At 64.8% G+C, this 17,580-nt stretch carries 20 protein-coding genes; 12 read left to right on the plus strand and 8 right to left on the minus strand.

Annotated elements, in window-relative coordinates; all coding sequences use genetic code 11:
- Positions 1-23 precede the first annotated feature (23 nt).
- From AAFP32_RS03380 to AAFP32_RS03410, 7 genes are all read left to right on the plus strand, one after another.
- On the plus strand, positions 24-494 hold the full coding sequence (locus AAFP32_RS03380) for a GNAT family N-acetyltransferase (protein WP_101547104.1): 471 nt from the start codon (positions 24-26) through the stop codon (positions 492-494).
- A 120-nt stretch (positions 495-614) separates the two neighbouring features.
- The gene (aqpZ, locus tag AAFP32_RS03385; protein WP_009883220.1) at positions 615-1,373 is read left to right on the plus strand and encodes an aquaporin Z; all 759 of its coding nucleotides are present in this window, start codon (positions 615-617) and stop codon (positions 1,371-1,373) included.
- Positions 1,370-1,933, plus strand: a complete 564-nt coding sequence (locus AAFP32_RS03390; protein WP_350270650.1) for a GNAT family protein — start codon at positions 1,370-1,372, stop codon at positions 1,931-1,933. The genes aqpZ and AAFP32_RS03390 overlap by 4 nt, the downstream gene beginning before the upstream one ends.
- A gap of 6 nt (positions 1,934-1,939) precedes the next feature.
- A complete protein-coding gene (locus tag AAFP32_RS03395) occupies positions 1,940-2,551 on the plus strand; it encodes a M23 family metallopeptidase (protein WP_350270651.1) in 612 nt (203 codons plus the stop codon).
- On the plus strand, positions 2,548-3,006 hold the full coding sequence (locus tag AAFP32_RS03400; RefSeq protein WP_350270652.1) for an SRPBCC domain-containing protein: 459 nt from the start codon (positions 2,548-2,550) through the stop codon (positions 3,004-3,006). The genes AAFP32_RS03395 and AAFP32_RS03400 overlap by 4 nt, the downstream gene beginning before the upstream one ends.
- 171 nt (positions 3,007-3,177) lie before the next feature.
- The gene (locus tag AAFP32_RS03405; RefSeq protein WP_009883216.1) at positions 3,178-4,701 is read left to right on the plus strand and encodes an aldehyde dehydrogenase family protein; all 1,524 of its coding nucleotides are present in this window, start codon (positions 3,178-3,180) and stop codon (positions 4,699-4,701) included.
- Positions 4,701-5,120, plus strand: a complete 420-nt coding sequence (locus AAFP32_RS03410; protein ID WP_009883215.1) for a DUF779 domain-containing protein — start codon at positions 4,701-4,703, stop codon at positions 5,118-5,120. The genes AAFP32_RS03405 and AAFP32_RS03410 overlap by 1 nt, the downstream gene beginning before the upstream one ends.
- A 7-nt stretch (positions 5,121-5,127) precedes the next feature.
- On the opposite strand, the gene AAFP32_RS03415 is transcribed toward AAFP32_RS03410, so the two are convergent.
- A complete protein-coding gene (locus AAFP32_RS03415; protein ID WP_350270653.1) occupies positions 5,128-5,727 on the minus strand; it encodes an XRE family transcriptional regulator in 600 nt (199 codons plus the stop codon).
- Positions 5,728-5,840: 113 nt separating this feature from the next.
- Here AAFP32_RS03415 and AAFP32_RS03420 point away from each other — a divergent pair, with 113 nt between their 5' ends.
- Together AAFP32_RS03420 and AAFP32_RS03425 are read left to right on the plus strand one after the other, a co-directional pair.
- Positions 5,841-6,806, plus strand: coding sequence for an NAD(P)/FAD-dependent oxidoreductase (locus AAFP32_RS03420; RefSeq protein WP_096158330.1), 966 nt, complete (start codon positions 5,841-5,843; stop codon positions 6,804-6,806).
- Positions 6,806-7,435, plus strand: a complete 630-nt coding sequence (locus tag AAFP32_RS03425) for a class I SAM-dependent methyltransferase (protein WP_350270654.1) — start codon at positions 6,806-6,808, stop codon at positions 7,433-7,435. The genes AAFP32_RS03420 and AAFP32_RS03425 overlap by 1 nt, the downstream gene beginning before the upstream one ends.
- Before the next feature lie 6 nt (positions 7,436-7,441).
- Here the strand turns inward: AAFP32_RS03425 and AAFP32_RS03430 are convergent, their stop codons facing one another.
- The 7 genes from AAFP32_RS03430 to AAFP32_RS03460 all read right to left on the minus strand — a co-directional run bounded on the left by AAFP32_RS03430 (position 7,442) and on the right by AAFP32_RS03460 (position 15,313).
- Positions 7,442-8,785: an alkylhydroperoxidase domain protein gene (locus AAFP32_RS03430; protein ID WP_350270655.1), complete on the minus strand. Its 1,344-nt coding sequence runs from the start codon at positions 8,783-8,785 to the stop codon at positions 7,442-7,444.
- A 1-nt stretch (position 8,786) separates the two neighbouring features.
- Positions 8,787-9,812: a putative FMN-dependent luciferase-like monooxygenase gene (locus tag AAFP32_RS03435; protein ID WP_009883210.1), complete on the minus strand. Its 1,026-nt coding sequence runs from the start codon at positions 9,810-9,812 to the stop codon at positions 8,787-8,789.
- A 10-nt stretch (positions 9,813-9,822) separates the two neighbouring features.
- On the minus strand, positions 9,823-11,505 hold the full coding sequence (locus AAFP32_RS03440; RefSeq protein ID WP_350270656.1) for an ABC transporter ATP-binding protein: 1,683 nt from the start codon (positions 11,503-11,505) through the stop codon (positions 9,823-9,825).
- Positions 11,502-12,377 (minus strand): ABC transporter permease, encoded by an 876-nt coding sequence (locus AAFP32_RS03445; RefSeq protein WP_096168473.1) that lies wholly within the window; start codon positions 12,375-12,377, stop codon positions 11,502-11,504. The genes AAFP32_RS03440 and AAFP32_RS03445 overlap by 4 nt, the downstream gene beginning before the upstream one ends.
- On the minus strand, positions 12,374-13,447 hold the full coding sequence (locus tag AAFP32_RS03450) for an ABC transporter permease (protein ID WP_350270657.1): 1,074 nt from the start codon (positions 13,445-13,447) through the stop codon (positions 12,374-12,376). Before AAFP32_RS03450 ends, AAFP32_RS03445 begins: the two co-directional genes overlap by 4 nt.
- Entirely contained in the window at positions 13,426-15,135 is a 1,710-nt protein-coding gene (locus tag AAFP32_RS03455; protein WP_350270658.1) for a TIGR04028 family ABC transporter substrate-binding protein, read from the minus strand. The genes AAFP32_RS03450 and AAFP32_RS03455 overlap by 22 nt, the downstream gene beginning before the upstream one ends.
- 73 nt (positions 15,136-15,208) lie before the next feature.
- Complete coding sequence (locus AAFP32_RS03460; RefSeq protein ID WP_350270659.1) at positions 15,209-15,313, minus strand: putative leader peptide; 105 nt, start codon at positions 15,311-15,313, stop codon at positions 15,209-15,211.
- A gap of 34 nt (positions 15,314-15,347) precedes the next feature.
- On the opposite strand from AAFP32_RS03460, the gene AAFP32_RS03465 reads away from it, so the two are divergent.
- From AAFP32_RS03465 to AAFP32_RS03475, 3 genes are all read left to right on the plus strand, one after another.
- Complete coding sequence (locus AAFP32_RS03465; protein ID WP_350270660.1) at positions 15,348-16,007, plus strand: VOC family protein; 660 nt, start codon at positions 15,348-15,350, stop codon at positions 16,005-16,007.
- Complete coding sequence (locus AAFP32_RS03470; protein ID WP_096158338.1) at positions 15,995-16,663, plus strand: VOC family protein; 669 nt, start codon at positions 15,995-15,997, stop codon at positions 16,661-16,663. Before AAFP32_RS03465 ends, AAFP32_RS03470 begins: the two co-directional genes overlap by 13 nt.
- Positions 16,664-16,799: 136 nt before the next feature.
- Entirely contained in the window at positions 16,800-17,546 is a 747-nt protein-coding gene (locus AAFP32_RS03475) for a DUF3152 domain-containing protein (RefSeq protein WP_350270661.1), read from the plus strand.
- Positions 17,547-17,580: the final 34 nt, after the last annotated feature.

Below are 17,580 nucleotides of genomic sequence, written 5' to 3' on the forward strand. Positions count from 1 at the left end.
CGACGGTCGTTAGGATGGGTGGGATGACACAGACACGATGGAGTGCAGTCCGAGATGACCAGGTGCCCGAGGATGTGGACCGTCTTCTGCTGACCGTCCCCGAGTGGTTCGGCAGACCGGAATCCAACGCTGAGTACGTCGATGATGCACGGACCATGGAGACGTGGACGGTGCGAGACGATGCCGGAAAGGTCGTCGGCGTGACCTTGGTGTCGTGGCATTTCGACCACTCCGCCGAGGTGCATTTCACGGTCGTCGACAGATCCGTGCATGGAACGGGAGTCGGCACGGCGATGATGCGTGCGGTCGCAAGTGATGTGAGGGCACGGGGAGCGGCACTGTTGCAGGTCAAGACCCTGGGAGCCTCGAGCCCCGATCCCAACTACGACCGGACTCGACACTTCTATCAGAAGATGGGATTTCTCCCGCTCGAGGAGACCGACCTCTGGGATGAGCAGACGCCCTGCCTGATCATGGTCATGCCGCTGGTCTGAAGCCTCGTCGTACCCACTGGGAGGAAACGACAGCACAGCTTGGGTTCATCTGCTGAGACGTGACTGTAGTATGGGAATCGACATGGTATGTGACACGCATCACAGATCGGATGATTCGTCATGGCTCTCCAGCAGAAACCCACACTAGTCTCAAAGATCTTCGCCGAATTCCTCGGCACCTTCGTCCTCGTCTTCGGCGGTTGCGGCGCGGCCGTATTCGCCGCGAAGGTCGTCGGTGATGACGGCCTCAACATGGGCATCGGATTCCTCGGTGTCGCACTGGCCTTCGGCCTCACCGTCGTCGTCATGGCCTACGCCGTCGGACATGTCTCCGGCGGACACTTCAATCCAGCAGTGACACTGGGCTGCGTGCTTGCGGGCAGGACCCCAGTGAAAGACGCCGTGCCCTACTGGATCACGCAGCTGGTCGCCGGCATCGTCGCCGGTGGAGTCGTGCTCCTCATCGCCTCGGGCAACCCGGACTATTCGCTAGCGAAGGATGGGCTGGCGACGAACGGCTATGGAGAATTCTCCCCGAACGGATTCTCCTTGCTCAGCGTGCTCATCGCCGAGTTCGTCCTCACCGCCATCTTCCTCTACGTGATCCTCGGGGCGACCGATGACAGGTCCCCGGTCGGAATGGCACCTCTGGCGATCGGTCTCTCACTCACGCTCATCCACCTCGTCGCCATCCCGGTGTCCAACACCTCCGTCAACCCGGCCCGCTCCTTCGGGGTCGCGGTGTTCGCCGGTGGAGATGCACTCGGCCAGGTGTGGGTGTTCTTCCTCGCCCCGCTCGCCGGTGCTGCCGTCGCTGGACTCACCTACAACCTTCTCTTCCCCAAGGCCGCAGAAGTCCCCATCACCGAGGGCGGATGACGCTGCCACCCTGGCCTGCGGAGACTCCGGCTCATGGGCAGGTTCTGCTGCGGGCGGTAGAGGCGCGAGACGTAGCGATGGCGCAATCCCTGTCGACCGATCCTTATGTGCCGCAGACGGGTTCACTGCCGGGAGACGCCACTGTGCAGGAAGCCATGGCCTGGGTGAGGCGACAGCAGATGCGGCACGCTGAAAGGGCAGGCTTTTCATTCACCATTGCGCGCCGGTCTGATGATGTCGCAATCGGCCATTGTGGTCTCTGGCTGAAGGATCTCGACGAGGGGCGGGCGAGCGCCGGCTACGCGATAGCGCCGTTTGCGCGGAGACGCGGCTGCGCAGCCGAGGCGCTCGCGGCCCTGACCGAGTTCGCATGGACGGTTCCGGGTCTGCACCGCGTTGAACTCTTTATCGAACCCTGGAACGACGGATCGATTCGCACCGCCGAACGCGCCGGGTATGTTCGTGAAGAGGGCCTCCAGGACAGGCATCGCAAGGTCGGTGGTGAGCGTCGGGACATGGTCCTGTTTGCTTCGGTGCGGCCTGGGCACTCCGCGAGGTGACGGACGATGGCCGACGTGCTTGATATGAACTACCCCTTCACCGGCCGATGGCTGGTCCAGAACAGTCCTGCCAATCGGGTGCCGAGCCACGGCACGAGGCTCTTCGCGACCTCATACGCAATCGACTTCGTGCCGGTCGATGACTCCGGACGCTCGGCTCCATTCACGTTCGGCTCTTTGCTGCGCCCGGAGCCGCCGGAAAATTTCGTCGGCTTCGGCCGTTCGGTGCTCTCTCCGGTCGCTGGAACTGTCGTGGCGTCTCATGACACCGAGCGTGACCATCTCTCGTACCGCGGGATGTCGTCGATTGGGTACACGCTCACACAGAAGCGTCGGGCCGAGGCAGGTTGGCTTGCGCTCGCCGGCAACCACGTCATGATCCGGTGCGATGGTGGCGTGGTCGTGCTCTGCCACCTCCAGCGTCGGAGCACACGGGTTCGGGTGGGACAGCACGTTGAGATCGGCGAAGAAATCGGGCTGTGCGGAAACTCCGGCAACAGCACCGAACCGCATGTGCATGTCCAAGCGATCGACAGTGTCGACATTGATAATGCGGCTGCCGTGCCAATAGCCTTCAACGGCGCGATGCCTTCCAACAGGGGAATCGTTACGGTATGAGTGCTGACCGCGCGGAATCGGTTTGGAGCTTCGCCAGATCGCTGGTGATCAAAGCGGTGATCGCCGAGGTGTGGGAGCACGTGGCTGACCCGGCTCGACTGAGCAGGTGGTGGTGTCCACCTCCGACGGTGCAGATCGATTTCGAACCACGAGTCGGCAGCCCCTACGAGGAGCGCTACGAAGACGACTCCTACGAGTATGTGCTCACCGGTGAGATCACTGCCGTCGATGAAATGCGCGGCCTCGTGATCCGTCGTCGGACGAACGGACGCTTCGGCCCAACCGACCGCGTTGCGATCACTCTGGAGCCTCATGGCAGGGACACGAAGGTGAGTATCACGCACACCTTCGAGGACATTCCCATCGACCGCCGAGGCGAGGCACGCGACTTCTTCTCTGACGGGTGGGACTTCAGCCAGGAACTCCTCCGGCGAAACGTTCTCGACAGCCGCTGAACTTTGGGTCGAGCACCGCGGCGAACCCATGACACCTATTGTCCCCTCGCACTCTGAGACCTATGGTGAGAGGACACGGACACATCCGCTTCGCGCAGTCGACCACGAACATGCGCAGCACGCGAAACAGTGCGTGCGAGGCGAGCGGATGGACTCACACGAAGGAGTGTCATGGCAGTCTACTCAGCACCCGGTACCGAAGGTTCCCTCGTCACGTTCAAGCCACGCTACGAGAACTACATCGGAGGAGAGTGGGTGCCGCCGAAGAACGGCAACTACTTCGACAACATCACTCCCGTCACAGGTCAGGCCTTCACAGAGATTCCCAGCTCCACCGCCGAAGACATCGAAACCGCCCTCGACGCGGCCTGGGCAGCAGCACCGGCCTGGGGAAAGACCTCGGTGACCGAGCGCTCGAACATCCTGCTCAAGATCGCTGATCGCATGGAAGCCAATCTCGAGATGCTCGCGGTCGCCGAGACCTGGGACAACGGCAAGGGCATCCGCGAACCACTGGCCGCCGACATTCCACTGGCCATCGATCACTTCCGCTATTTCGCCTCGGCGATCCGGGCTCAGGAAGGCGGACTCTCCCAGATCGACGACGATACGGTCGCCTATCACTTCCACGAGCCGCTCGGCGTCGTCGGACAGATCATTCCGTGGAACTTCCCCATTCTCATGGCCACGTGGAAGCTGGCACCGGCACTGGCGGCAGGCAACTGCGTCGTCCTCAAACCCGCCGAGCAGACCCCGGCATCGATCCTCATCCTCGCCGAGCTCGTCGGTGATCTGCTGCCAGCCGGTGTGCTCAACATCGTCAACGGCTTCGGAGTCGAAGCGGGCAAGCCCCTGGCCTCGAACAAGCGGATCAAGAAGATCGCCTTCACCGGCGAGACGACGACCGGCCGACTCATCATGCAGTACGCCTCGCAGAACATCATCCCGGTGACTCTGGAACTCGGCGGTAAGTCGCCGAACATCTTCTTCGAAGACGTGCTCGCCGCTGATGACAGCTACCGCGACAAGGCACTCGAGGGCTTCGCAATGTTCGCTCTCAATCAGGGCGAGGTCTGCACCTGCCCATCGCGTGCACTCGTCCAGGAGTCGATCTTCGATGACTTCGTCGCTGCCGGAGTCGAACGCGTTCGTGCGATCAAGCAGGGCAACCCGCTCGACACCGACACCCAGGTCGGCGCGCAGGCCTCGAACGATCAGTACGAGAAGATCATGTCCTACCTGAAGATCGGCAAGGACGAAGGCGCCGAGGTGCTCATCGGCGGTGACAAGGCCGAACTCGAGGGCGACCTCTCCGGAGGCTTCTACGTCCAGCCCACCATCTTCAAGGGCTCGAACAATATGCGGATCTTCCAGGAGGAGATCTTCGGCCCCGTCGTCGCCCTGACCTCGTTCAAGGACTACGACGACGCCATCACCACGGCCAATGACACGCTCTACGGACTCGGCGCCGGCGTCTGGGCCCGGACCGGCAACACCGCCTACCGGGCAGGCCGAGACATCCAGGCCGGTCGCGTCTGGGTCAACAATTACCACGCCTATCCGGCACACGCTGCCTTCGGCGGATACAAGTCATCGGGAATCGGCCGAGAGAACCACCTGATGATGCTCGACCACTACCAGCAGACGAAGAACCTGCTGGTCAGCTACTCGGAGAACGCGCAAGGATTTTTCTGATGAGTGAATCTACACAGACCGCGGCGCTGGAATCAGCGCCGACCATCGACGGGGAGGAGAAGTCGAGGGTGGCCATGACACAGGCCGCTGTCGACCTCCTCGGCGATCTGGTCGCCAAGCACGGTCAACTGATGTTCCACCAGTCGGGTGGCTGCTGCGACGGGTCCTCGCCGATGTGCTTCCCCGAAGGCGACTTCTTGACCTCGGAGGCTGACGTTCTCCTCGGCCACTTCGAACTGCCCGTCGATGACGCAGAGAAGGCGGGCCTCGATTTCTGGATGTCGGTCGAGCAGTTCGAGTACTGGAAGCACACCCACCTCACGATCGATGTGGTCCCCGGACGAGGCAGCGGCTTCAGCGTCGAGTCACCGACAGGCAACCGCTTCATCATCCGGTCCACCCTAATGGACGTCGGCTGAGATACCGCTAATCCTCGCCGAGGTGGCGCTTCGGTGCCGCACGGACGTGGGCTCTCTCGCCCTGCTTGCCGACGAGGCTGAGGAACTCGACGGGCCCTGCACCGGTGGCGCCGAACCAGTGCGGGGTGCGGGTGTCGAACTCGGCTGCCTCGCCGGGTTCCATGATGAGATCGTGCTCTCCGAGGACGAGGCGAAGGCTGCCGTTGAGGACGAAGACCCAGTCGTAGCCCTCATGGCTGCGCAGCTCTGGCGTGGCCTCATCCGAGCCTGTCGGCAGCACGAATTTATAGGCCTGGATGCCCCCTGCCCGACGCGTCAGCGGCAGGATCGTCCGGCCGTCGCGAGTGGGCAGGGGCTGCAGATTGATGCGTGGATCCCCGGTCGGGGGTGCGTCGACGAGTTCGTCGAGAGTGGCCCCGAATGCTCGCGCCAAGGGCAGGAGCTGTTCGAGACTGGGACGGCGGTGCCCGGCCTCGAGGCGCGAGAGCGTGCTGATCGAGATGCCGGTCTCTTCGGACAGGTCGGTGAGAGTGATGTCGCGGCGCTGCCGCAGCTGCTTCAGCCGTGGCCCAACAGTATCGAGAGTGCGGTCCATGAGTTCATCCATGCCCCTTATTTTGCCATTCGGCAAAACTGTTTGCAATACTGCGAATAGGTTGTCACCATCGAAGTATCGGAGCGCCGCAGCGGCGACTCCACATACTTTGAGAGGACCAGGACATGGCAGAGAAGCAGAGCGCGATTCGAGACGTCGTGATCGTCGGAGCCGGTGCGGCCGGACTCAGCGCTGGCCTGACCCTGGCCCGCGCACGCCGGAGGGTGACAGTCATCGATGCCGGCCACCCGCGCAATGCTCCGGCCGACGGGGTCCATGGGCTCCTCGGACTCGAAGGCATCAGCCCCGCAGAGCTGTTGACCCGAGGCCGAGACGAAGTGCAGAGCTACGGCGGCGAGATCATCGACGGCCAGGTCACCGAAATCAGCGGCGAAGTCGACAGGTTCACAATCACCGTGGACAACGGCGAAGAGATCGTCGGCAGACGGCTGCTCATGGCGACCGGCCTCGTCGACGAACTGCCCGAGATCCCGGGCGTGCGCGAACAGTGGGGTCGTGGCGTCCTTCACTGCCCCTACTGCCACGGATGGGAGGTCCGCGACAGTCGCATCGGCATCCTTGCCACCAGTCCGATGGCCATCCACAAGGCCTTTCTGTTCAAGCAGTGGAGCCCTCATGTGATGCTCTTCTCCGGAGACCAACAGCTGAGCGAGGAAGATCAGGTCAAACTTCGCGCGCTCGACATCCCAGTCATCGACGGGGACATCGACAGCCTGGAGATCACCGATGACACGCTCACGGGTGTGCGTCTGGGTGATGGGCAGGTCATTGCCGTGGATGCTGCAGTCGTCGCTACGCCGATGGTTGCCCGCACCGAACTCTTCGCAGGGATCGGGCTCGAGCCCACGGCCCGTCCTGCTGGGGCTTTCATCGAAACCGAAGCCTTCGGGCAGACCGCGGTCCCCGGCGTCTGGGTGGCCGGCAATGCTACCGACATCGGAGCGCAGGTCAGTGGTGCGGCAGCGGCCGGTGCGCTCGCCGCACAGCACATCAACACCGACCTCATCTTCACCGACCTCGATCGCGCAGTGGCGCAGCACGAGACCGAGCAGGCACAGGAGGCAAGCTGATGACACACTCATTCGACAAGACCTACTGGGATCAGACCTGGACCGGTGAACGCGCCCCAGCGATGAGCTCAGGCGATCCGAACCCCCACCTGATCAAGGAGGTCAGCGGACTCGAATCCGGAACCGCACTCGACGCCGGCTGCGGTGCCGGAGCAGAGGCCATCTGGCTGGCAGCTCAGGGCTGGGATGTCACCGGAGCCGACGTTGCGAATGCAGCACTTGACCACGCGAAGGACCGCGCTGCGGTCGCCGGAGTCAGTGACCGGGTGCGCTGGATCCAGGCCGATCTCTCCAGCTGGGCGCCGGAGACGCAGTACGACCTGGTCACCACCCACTACGCGCATCCGGCAATGCCTCAGCTGGACTTCTACGGGCGCATCGCGGATTGGGTGGCACCCGGGGGAACACTCCTCATCGTCGGCCACCTCCACCACGGCCATGGCGACTCTCACGGCGATTCTCACCCGCCGGCAGCAGCCTCAGCGACTGCCGACTCGATCACTGAGCGTCTCAATCGAGTCGTCTGGACCGTCGTCACCGCCGAGGAATCCCAGCGCACCATGGCAGGACCCGGTGGCCGCACAATCACCATCGACGACGTCGTGGTGAGGGCAGTGCGCAGCCGCTGAGCCGCGTCACTTTCCGGGTGCGAGCACCTCGGGTTCGCCGAGGGAGAGCATGAGGCGGTTGGCCCAGTTGAAGAAGGCTGCGCAGTTGAGTACGTCGATGATGTCGCCATCGTCGAGGCCGGCCTCGCGCAGTGCATTGACATGCGCAGGACCGAACGCCTGCGGGGTCAGCGTGAGAGCCGCGGAAGCGTCGACGACAGCGTCCCAGACAGCATCGCCGAGGTTCGACGGCGTTTCCACACCCGTGTCGAGCAGCGTCTGCACCAGGTCCCGGCGACCCGACTCCTCCGTGGCCCGGTCCGAGTGGATCGAGGCGCAGAACAGGCACCCGTTGAGACGTGAGGCCACGGTCGCGGCCAGCTCACGTTCGGCCCGGCCGAGCCCGTCGGTGGTGTTGAAGAAGATGTCGAGGTCGGTCAGTGTTCGTGCCCGCAGGGCCGCCGGATCCCTGGCCAGGAGCCGGAAGTAGGGGTTCTTCGCCCGCCCCGCCTCGATGAGTGCCTCGCGCTGGACATCGGTCAGGTCCGCCTCGGCGACGGGGGAGATCCAGGGCACCCAGCCCAGCCCGGACTGCTGGAACAGCTCCGGACGGGTGAGCCCGGGATAGGTGCTGACGCGCTCGCCGACCCGGGCCAGAGCCTCGCTGCCCTTCGACGAAGCGGCAGAGTCCCTCGCAGAGGTGGCCTCGCCGTCACCGTCGCCCGCTTCGGGCGGTTCGTCCGAGACCGGGGGCAGGGTCGTCGCCGGTGCGTGGACCATGGCAGTGAGTCCGGTGCTGATGCGGATCTGGAAGTTGAGGAATGACACGAGCTGCGCGAGCGTGACGATCGAGTCTTCGTCCCAGCCGGCGTCGAGGAGCAGCGCCATGTGTTCGGGACGTGAGTCGCGGGGATGCAGAACTAGGAGATGGGCGAATTCGAGGCCGGCGGCCAGCTGTGCGCCCAGCACCTCGCTCGACTTCTTCTCCACACTCAGCCAGGGTCCCGGGACGTTCTCGGCCGCCAGGACAGCCGATTCGAAGGTTCCGTAGGGGCCGCGCACGGTCGAACGGGAGTCGAGTTCGAGCAGCACCTCATCGAGGAGTTCGGCGATCTCCCAGGAGGCGACCTCGTCTTCGTCACGGAGGAGGTCACGGTAGAACTCCTCGGCCGCGGGCGCGCCGAGGAGGCCGGCCGTGAATGCGGCGACGGCATAGCGGTCACGGTGGGAGAACCCACCGGTCTCAGCTGGTTCGAGCAGCGCTTCGAAGCTGAGCTGGGCGTTGTCCTTGGCCTGTGCACGGTGATCGCGCAGCTTGTCGAGGGGGTCCTGTGCGGCGATTCCGGCGAGGGTGTTGATGATGTCGGTCATGTCAGGCCGCCTGTTCCGTCGTGAGCGTCAGTCCCAGGGCCGGGGCCACCTCGGTGGCCAGGAGTTCGATGGACCGCAGCGTCGTCTCATTCGTCGCCGGCACCGAGTGTACCTGGAAGCTGACGTCGGTGGCCCGGTTCAGCACACGGTCTGTCGCCAGGCGTTCGATGACCTGCTCGGGGGTGCCGAGGTAGGTGTCGGTGGCGATGAGCAGCTCGTCCAGGCTCAGCCCCGAGGTGTCATAGCCGACGAGGCGATCTGCCTCGGCCCGCAGCGCCGGTTCGGTCCGGGCGCGGAGTTCGGGCAGCGCTGCGGCATCGGCGACGACGGCCGTGCGCGATGCCAGGATTCGGGGCTCCACACCGGAGGGAAGGTTCGCCAGGTAGGTGTCGATGACCGGCAGCTGTACCTCGTCGAGGGTTGCTTCGGGCTTGTCCTGGGAGCGGGGTTGGGTGCGCGAGAGCATGAGGCCATCACCGGCGGCACCGGCAGCTCCGGATCCGCCGGAGGAGAAGGTGGCCTGCCAGAGGCGCTCGGAGAGCCGGGTCGGTTCCGGATAGAGCGCATGCCCGGTCTCCAGGGACTGACCTGCCAGCAGAGTCTTCAGTGCCGCGAGGTTGTCGGCGAAGACCTCACGTCGTTGATCGAAGCTGGTGCCGAAGGCGGGGAAGGACTTCGGGTTTCCGCCCGAACCGAGCCCGATCTCCAGGCGTCCCCCGGAGAGCACGTCGGTGACCGCAGCGTCTTCGGCCACACGCACGCCGTTCTCCATGGGCAGGGTGATGATCGCCGTGCCCAAGCGGATCCGCGAGGTCTGGGCTGCCGCATGGGCGAGGAACACGAGTGGGGAGGGCAGGCCGCCCTCGGTCGCAGAGAAGTGGTGCTGGGCCACCCACGCGGAGTCGAAGCCGTGGGCCTCGGCCGCCTGGATCTGTTCGAGTGCGAACCGGTAGCGCTGAGCTGCCGGGGCGTCCTCGAGCAGGCGGGTGAAGAATCCGAGCCGGGGACCGGTGGAACTGTTCGTCATCGTGTCAGTCTCAACTTTCTGCTGCGGTGAGCAATGTGGGTGTCGAAGCGGCGCTGTCTCCGTCGCCGTGGAGCATCACGGGGCGGGGGATCGCATCGAGGAGGGTGCGCGTGTACTGAGTCTGCGGGCGAGCAAAGAGGTCCTCCGTCGGTCCGTTCTCCACCAGTCGTCCCTGCGACATCACCGACACGGTATCAGCGATCTGTCGCACGACAGCGAGATCGTGGGAGATGAAGACATAGGTCAGTCCCAGGTCAGATTGGAGATCGTCGAGGAGGGTCAGAATCTGGGCCTGCACGGTCACGTCGAGGGCCGAGACGGCCTCATCGAAGACGACGAGCTCGGGGCCGGCGATGAGGGCCCGCGCGATCGCCACCCGCTGCAGCTGACCGCCGGAGAGCTCGGCCGGTCGGCGCTCGCCGAACTCGGTAGGCAGGGCAACCCTCTCCAGGGCCTCGGCGACGAGGGTCGGTCGCGAATTCCGGGAACCGATGCGGAAGTTGCGCAGCGGTTCGGTGAGTATCTGGCCGATGGTGTGCTTGGGATCCAGTGCCGAGTACGGGTTCTGGTGCACGAGCTGGACCGTGCGGCGGAAGTCGCGCAGGCGGGCCCGCTCCGCACGACCGCGCAAAGAGTCATCGGTGTCGAAATTGCCGACGCGGATGCGACCGGACTGTGGGGTGAGGAACCCGGCCAGGGCCTTGCCCGTCGTCGTCTTCCCTGAACCGGATTCGCCCACGATGCCGTGGGTGGTGCCGCGTTCGACGTGCAGTGACACGTCGTCGATGCCGATGACCTGATCATCGTTGCGGGCATAGACCTGAGTCAGGCCCTCGACCGAGACGAAGGGGGCCTGCGCCTCGGCGAGTGCGGCGGTGGTTGTGGCCTGTCGGTGGGTCTTCGTCTTCAGCGCCGGGGCATCGGCAAGCAGCCGCGAGGTGTAGTCGGTGGCAGGCCGGGAGAAGATCTGAGCCGCCGGTCCGGCCTCGACGACGCGTCCGGACTGCATGACGACGACCTCATCGGCGCGTTCACCGGCGACGGCGAGGTCGTGGGTGATGAAGAGGACGCCCATCTCGGTCTCTGCGCGCAGCTCATCGAGGAGATCGAGGACCTGCTTCTGCACGGTCACGTCGAGGGCCGAGGTCGGCTCGTCGGCGATGAGCAGTCGTGGGCGCAGTGCGATCGCGGAGGCGATGAGGACTCGCTGGCGCATTCCCCCGGAGAGCTCATGCGGGAACTGATCGGCGCGCATCTGTGGCCGATCGATGCCGACTCTGGTCAGCAGTTCGATGACCTGGGCACGGGCAGACTTCCGATCGGCGCGCTTGTGGATCCGCAGCGCCTCGGCGACGGATTTGCCGATGGTCTGCAGCGGATTGAGTGAACTGCCGGGGTCCTGGGGGACGTAGCCGATCTGACTGCCGCGGATCCCACGCCAGCCGCTGGTTCCCAAGCCACCGAGATCGACTTCACCTAAGTGGATGTGCCCGCTCGTGATCTGCGCGGACTCCGGGAGGAGGCCGATGGCGGCATTCGCGGTCGTGGACTTGCCGGACCCGGACTCGCCGACGACCGCGGTCATCGACCCGGCACGCACGGCGAAGGTCACGCCGTCGACGGCCGGGGCCGAGGACTGGGAGTAGGCGACACTGAGATCGTGCACGGACAGCAGGGGCGCGGACTCGGTCATGATGTCACCTTTCTCAGGGTGTTGCCGATTTGGTGGGTGGCCAGGACTATGGCCATGACGACGAAGCCGGGCAGCACGGTCAGCCACCATGCGGTGGCGACGAAGTTGCGGCCCTCGGCGATGATGAGGCCCCATTCCGGTGTCGGCGGGGGAGTCCCGTAGCCCAGGAAGCCCAGCGTCGAGATCTGGAGGATCGCGGACCCGATCTGAAGGACGGCCAGAGACAGCACGGGCGAGATCGAGTTGGGCAGGATATGGCGGACGAGGACGGAGAAGAAGGTGCCGCCCGAACCGTAGGCCGCGGCCACGAAGTCGCTGGTATTGATGCGCACCGCCTCCGACCTCGACAGTCGTGCGAACTGGGCGATGGCCGTGACGCCGACGGCGATGGCCGCGTTGATGGTGCCGAAGCCCAAGACGACGACGATCGAGAGGCTGAGCAGGATCGCCGGGATCGAGAGCAGCACGTCGACCAAGCGCATGAGCACATCGTCGACCCAGCCGCGGCGGGTGCCGGCGATGAGTCCGATGGCCGTGCCCACGATGAGTCCGACACCGACAGCCACGAGTGCTGCGAGCAATGACTGGGACGCGCCGTAGACGACGCGGGCGTAGGCATCACGGCCGGTCTGGTCGGTGCCGAACCAGTGGTCGAGGCTGGGGCCAAGCAGCGCCGGAGTGGTGCCGCCGTCGTTGGGGTCATGCTGGGTGAAGAGTCCGGGGAAGAGCGCCCACATGATGGCGATGAGCAGGACCAGGGCCGAGACGATGGTGGCGGGGCCGATGTTCGCGCGGGTGCGGCTGCGTCGCTTCGCCGGAGAGCCCGGCTTACCGGTGCCCGAGGTGGGGGCAAGACTGCTGATGAGGCTCATGAGTGGGTGTCCTTGTCGTCCCAGTCGAGATCGACCCCGACGCTGGCCGCGGTCGTCGACAGTGCCCGGCGAGTGGGTTCATCGGCAGGCTTCTTCCCCGCCGAGGCGGCCCCGGGCTGTGTGCGCAGCCGGACGTCGATGACGGGGTAGAGGAGGTCGACGATGAGGTTGATGGTCACGTAGGCCAGGGTCGCGATGACGACGACGGCCAGGAGGATCGGGTTGTCGCGGTGGGTCACGGCCTGGGCGGTGATCTGGCCGATTCCGTTGCGCCCGAATACGGTCTCGGTGACCACGGCGCCGGCGACCAGTTCACCGAAGACGAGGCCGATGATCGTCAGGCCCGGCAGGACGGCGTTGCGGGCGACGGTGTGGACGAGGATCCACAGCTCACCGGCACCCTTCGCCGAGGTGACCTTGACGAATCCGGAGGCCTTGACGTCGGTGATGGAGCGGATGAGGACCTGCGCGATGGGGGCCGAGAGCGGTACCGCCACGGTCAGGGTTGGGAGGACGAGCGCCTCGGCGGGGCCGGGTGAGACCACGGAGACGAACCCGAGCTGGAAGGAGAAGATCTGGATGAGCAGGATCCCCAACCAGAAGACGGGAATCGAGATGAAGAGGCTGGGCACCGAGTCGAGCAGCTTCCGCAGCCAGGCGAAGGGCCCGTAGGTTGCCAGCACCGCGATGACAACGGCCAGGACCAGGGCGGAGACGAACCCGGACAGGGCGAGCACCGCGGTCGAGGGCAGGGCCGCGGCGATGATCGTCGACACTGATGAGCCGGTCTGGACGGAGAAGCCGAAGTTGCCGGTGAGGAACCCTCCGAGGCTGAGGAAGTAGCGGCTGATCCACGACTCATCGGCCCCGGTCTCGGTGCGGATCTGCGCGATCTGGTCGGGAGAGAGACCCAGTGCAGGGTCGGCGAATCTGGCGGTGACACCGTCGCCGGGAATGAGGCTGAGCAGGATGAAGGCCGCGGTGAACGCGAGCAGCAGCACGAGCAGTGCCTGGCCCAGGCGCAGGAAGAGGTAGCGGATGTCGAGGATCATTTCTGCCCTGCCAACCATGTGCTGTAGAAGTCGGGACGGCCCACCGGTTCGGTCGTGAAGCCGTTGACGCGGCGGCGGAAGGCGAAGACCTGCGGCTCTTCGAAGAACGGCAGCACATAGGCGTTCTCAACGAGGTAGTCCTGAACCTTCTCCGCGGCCTGTTGCCGCTTCTTCGTCACGGGTTGTGAGGCGAGTTCCTCCAACAGCCGGTCGATCTCGGGATCGATGCTCTCATCGTCGGCGTCGTCACGGTCCTTCCCATTGAGGAAGACATCACGGTTGACCGAGGAGTAGTTCGAGCGCAGATTGTCGAAGTCCGCGCGGGCAACCATCGAATGGTAGATCTGTACGCGATCGAGGTCGAGGGCGTCCAACGTCTGCTTGGACTGGTCACCGGGGTTGATCGACAGGCGCACGCCGACGTGACGCAGCTGCTGCTGGATGAGGGTCTGCACCTCGTTCGAGCGTGGCTGCGGCAAGGCGATGTTGACGCTCAGTGCCAGGACCTGGCCGTCCTTGGTGCGGAACCCGGCGGAGTTGCGCTCGGACCAGCCCGCCTCGTCGAGGAGTCGGTTCGCTTCCTCGGGATCGTGGACCCAGGACCCGGACTGGTCCTTGTAGCCCATGGCGCCCTTGGCCAGCAGGCCTGTGGCCAGCGGGTAGTTGGGGGTGAAGAGCTTGTCGACGATCTCCTGCCGGTCAACGGCGGCGATGATGGCCTGCCTGACCTTGAGGTCTTCCAGTAGTTCGTGCCGGAAGCGGAGGTTGATGCTGTTGTTGATGCCGTTCGTGGCCTTCGCATAGAGGCGCAGCCCCTGCTCGCTCACGCGCGATTCGTCGGGGGCTTGGACGTCGCGGACGCCATCGGCCTGCCCGGAGAGCACGGCGCCGATGCGCACCGAATACTCGTTGTTGGCCAGGTAGTCGATGCCGTCGAGGTGGGCCCGGCCCTGGTGCTTCAGGTGTGGTGGGGCCCAGTCGTAGTCCTCACGGACCCGGACGGAGAGTTTCGTCCCGATCGTCTCGTCGGTGATGTGGAAGGGCCCGCAGGTGTGGATGCCGGTGGCACCGCCGGGGCCGAAGCCCTCGGCGTCCAACGCCAATGTCGAATCGGCGAGGAGACCCGCGTTCATCGTCGACGTCGCCTGCGCGAAGCCGGGGGAGGGGGCGCTGAAGTGGAAGCGGACTCGGTTGTCGTCGAGGACTTCGCTGCGCTCGTAGTTCGAGATCTGCTCGGAGACCGGAAGGGTGCGAGCCTCATCGCCTCGTCCGAAGAGATCGAAGTTCGCCGCTACGTTCTTCGCCGTCAGCGGTGAACCGTCGGAGTAGGTGACACCGTCGCGGATCGTGAAGGTGAACTTGGTGGCATCGGCGTTGATCTCAGGCAGTTCGGTGGCCAACCAGGGGTAGAGGTCGAGGGTCTTCGGATCCTGCCACAGCAGGCGGGCGGAGATGTTGTTCATGATGCCGCCGTTGGGATAGAACCCGACCGAGGGCGGGTAGAGCAGCGTCCACGTCTGAGGCTCGAAGTACGTGAGCACCCCGCCCTGGACCGGGTCGCCGCCCTCGGGCAGCGGAGCATCATCACTCGGCGTGCAGGCGCTGAGCGTGATGAGAGTGCCCAGTCCCAGCCCGAGGCTGAGGAAATTGCGTCGGCCGTAGGTCCGGCCGGGGCTCGCCGAGGTGGAGGGACGGAGGTCCGTCATGGAATGTGGTCCTTTGTGCAGATGAAACCGAGATCGGGGGTGGGTCGGGTGCTCAACCAATTGTTGATATAGCTCAACAATTGGAGCTGGTGAGCCTCTTGAGATCGATGTGGAGTCGACGCCACAGCATTCGGCCCTCTGGTTGTGTCTGCATGCTTTGAGTTAAGCGCATCGGCATGCAGGGCGTCAATTCGATCGCTTAACATTGAGTCATGTTGCTGCCTTGGAATTTCGATCATCTCGTCATTGCCGTGCCGAATCTCGCCGAAAGTGTTGAGCAATATCACAACATTCTCGGCGTGGAGCCTATTCCCGGTGGTGCCCATCCGGGGCTGGGGACGGCCAATGCGCTGCTGGGCCTTGAGTTCGGCGACGAGTCTGGCGATGAGCACCGCGACATCTATTTGGAGATCCTCGGACCCGACCCGGAGCAGGATCCCGAGCTGGCAGTCGCGCGCCTGGCCGGTATCACCCGGCCCACGGTGCAGCGCTGGGCCATCCACCCGGACGACTTCGACGGTCTCGTCACCACAGCCGCACGAGCGAGCGAACCGCCCGTCGACCTCGGCGAGGTTCATGACATGACCCGCCGCACCCCTGCGGGCACTCTTCTGGAGTGGAGGCTGACGAGGCGGACACCGCTGGCGCTGGGCGGAATCCAACCCTTCCTCATCGATTGGCAGGACTCTCCGCATCCTGCGCGCCAGGCGATGCCCTCGGTTCACCTCGAACGGTTCTGGGCGTTGAGCCCAGATGTAGACACAACATCCAGAGTTCTGCGATCCTTGGGGGCTACCATCGAGGTTGAGGCAGGAGTCACAGAAACCCTGCACGCCACACTGAAAGGTCCTGGTGGATCATGGACGATCTGAGTACGATTCCCGCCAATCTTGACCACCTCATCATCACGGTGCCCGAGCTCGAAGCCGGGGTCGCCGAATTCGAGCGCCTCACCGGAGTCAAAGCAGTGGCCGGGGGACGACACCCGGGCCGAGGAACCGCGAACTACCTGATAGGTCTCACCCCTGCTGGCTGGCCCGAAGGTGCTCACACTTACCTCGAGATCCTGGGCCCCGACCCGCAGCAGGAAGCGCCAGCCGATGGCACCCTGCCGTTGGATGCCCATCTGGCGCAGGGCCTGACCCTCCAGACCTGGGCCATCCACCCGCACGCCTTCCTCGCGAAGGTCGCCGGAGCGAACACCGAAGGAATCGACTTCGGCGAGGTCCGCGACATGTCCCGCGAAACTGCCGAGGGGGAGCTGCTCGAATGGCGTCTGACCTCGCGGTCTCCGCTGCCGAGCAAGGGAACGCAGCCCTTCCTCATCGACTGGGGCGAGTCGACCCACCCCGCCGAGGCTGCCCTGCCGTCGGTCGAACTCCTCGAGTTCTCCATCGAATCCCCGGACGCCGAGGAGAGCCGCCGTGCCCTCGATGTGCTCGGTGCCGGTGATACCCAGGTCGTCGAAGGCACGGAGCATCGGCTGCATGCACGCCTGCGTGGTCCCGGCGGTGTCCTCGAGTTCTGAGCGAAAGTTCTCAGTGGAGCGGTTGTGAAACGCTAGACTCGACAGAGTGTCGCCAACTCCTCGCATTTCACAAGGTCCACTGCACTCAAGTCGATCGTTGCTGGGCTCCTCGCATCGGCTGAGGTCAGCCTCGGCGGTGGTTGCTGCATCCCTGCTCATCGGACTCAGCGCCTGCGCAACCGACTCGGATCAGGAGACCAGGCCGGCACCGTCCTCGAACGAGACGGTCGCGTCCGGCGAGGGTTCCGCCTCTGCCCAGCCGAGTGAGGCGGCGTCGCCGACGAAGTCCCCGGCACCCAGCAAGTCTGCTGAGCCGGATGTGGAATCCGCCGGTGCCGCCGGTGTCAGTGAAGACGACATCGATATGCAGGGCAGCGGCGAGTGGGACCGACCGAAGAAGGAGACCGGACCGAACCGGGACGAGGGCTCAACGTTCAAGGTCGCACTGCGAGTCGAGGACAATCTGCCGATCGACGTCGATGAGGCGGGCGCCTTCATCATCAAGACGCTGCAGGATAAGCGCGGCTGGCAGAACCTGGACGATGTGTCGATCGAAATGGTCGACGAGGGTGAGGATGCGATGATCTCCATCGCCAGTCCCGACACCGTGGACTCGATGTGCCTGCCGCTGCGCACCCTGGGCAAACTCTCGTGCCGCAATGGCAACAACGTCATCCTCAATGCCAAGCGCTGGGTGTCTGCCACCGATGAGTTCGACGACATCACCCAATACCGTCAGTACCTCATCAACCACGAGGTCGGCCACGCACTTGGCCACAGCCACGAATCGTGCCCGGGACCTGGCGAGACGGCCCCGCTCATGCAGCAGCAGACCAAGGGCCTGCAGGGCTGCGAGCCCAACGGCTGGCCCTCGCAGGGCTAATCGGGAAATCGGGACGGCACTCGGGAATAAGACC

Source organism: Brevibacterium sp. CBA3109, assembly GCF_040256645.1.
In the GTDB taxonomy this organism is placed as follows: domain Bacteria; phylum Actinomycetota; class Actinomycetes; order Actinomycetales; family Brevibacteriaceae; genus Brevibacterium; species Brevibacterium koreense.

Excerpts from the sequence above, each read along its gene's own strand:
- AAFP32_RS03380 (WP_101547104.1), top strand. The coding sequence starts at position 24 with ATGACACAGACACGATGGAGTGCAGTCCGAGATGACCAGGTGCCCGAG.
- aqpZ (WP_009883220.1), top strand. The coding sequence starts at position 615 with ATGGCTCTCCAGCAGAAACCCACACTAGTCTCAAAGATCTTCGCCGAA.
- AAFP32_RS03390 (WP_350270650.1), top strand. The coding sequence starts at position 1,370 with ATGACGCTGCCACCCTGGCCTGCGGAGACTCCGGCTCATGGGCAGGTT.
- AAFP32_RS03395 (WP_350270651.1), top strand. The coding sequence starts at position 1,940 with ATGGCCGACGTGCTTGATATGAACTACCCCTTCACCGGCCGATGGCTG.
- AAFP32_RS03400 (WP_350270652.1), top strand. The coding sequence starts at position 2,548 with ATGAGTGCTGACCGCGCGGAATCGGTTTGGAGCTTCGCCAGATCGCTG.
- AAFP32_RS03405 (WP_009883216.1), top strand. The coding sequence starts at position 3,178 with ATGGCAGTCTACTCAGCACCCGGTACCGAAGGTTCCCTCGTCACGTTC.
- AAFP32_RS03410 (WP_009883215.1), top strand. The coding sequence starts at position 4,701 with ATGAGTGAATCTACACAGACCGCGGCGCTGGAATCAGCGCCGACCATC.
- AAFP32_RS03415 (WP_350270653.1), bottom strand. The coding sequence starts at position 5,727 with ATGGATGAACTCATGGACCGCACTCTCGATACTGTTGGGCCACGGCTG.
- AAFP32_RS03420 (WP_096158330.1), top strand. The coding sequence starts at position 5,841 with ATGGCAGAGAAGCAGAGCGCGATTCGAGACGTCGTGATCGTCGGAGCC.
- AAFP32_RS03425 (WP_350270654.1), top strand. The coding sequence starts at position 6,806 with ATGACACACTCATTCGACAAGACCTACTGGGATCAGACCTGGACCGGT.
- AAFP32_RS03430 (WP_350270655.1), bottom strand. The coding sequence starts at position 8,785 with ATGACCGACATCATCAACACCCTCGCCGGAATCGCCGCACAGGACCCC.
- AAFP32_RS03435 (WP_009883210.1), bottom strand. The coding sequence starts at position 9,812 with ATGACGAACAGTTCCACCGGTCCCCGGCTCGGATTCTTCACCCGCCTG.
- AAFP32_RS03440 (WP_350270656.1), bottom strand. The coding sequence starts at position 11,505 with ATGACCGAGTCCGCGCCCCTGCTGTCCGTGCACGATCTCAGTGTCGCC.
- AAFP32_RS03445 (WP_096168473.1), bottom strand. The coding sequence starts at position 12,377 with ATGAGCCTCATCAGCAGTCTTGCCCCCACCTCGGGCACCGGTAAGCCG.
- AAFP32_RS03450 (WP_350270657.1), bottom strand. The coding sequence starts at position 13,447 with ATGGTTGGCAGGGCAGAAATGATCCTCGACATCCGCTACCTCTTCCTG.
- AAFP32_RS03455 (WP_350270658.1), bottom strand. The coding sequence starts at position 15,135 with ATGACGGACCTCCGTCCCTCCACCTCGGCGAGCCCCGGCCGGACCTAC.
- AAFP32_RS03460 (WP_350270659.1), bottom strand. The coding sequence starts at position 15,313 with ATGCCGATGCGCTTAACTCAAAGCATGCAGACACAACCAGAGGGCCGA.
- AAFP32_RS03465 (WP_350270660.1), top strand. The coding sequence starts at position 15,348 with ATGTTGCTGCCTTGGAATTTCGATCATCTCGTCATTGCCGTGCCGAAT.
- AAFP32_RS03470 (WP_096158338.1), top strand. The coding sequence starts at position 15,995 with ATGGACGATCTGAGTACGATTCCCGCCAATCTTGACCACCTCATCATC.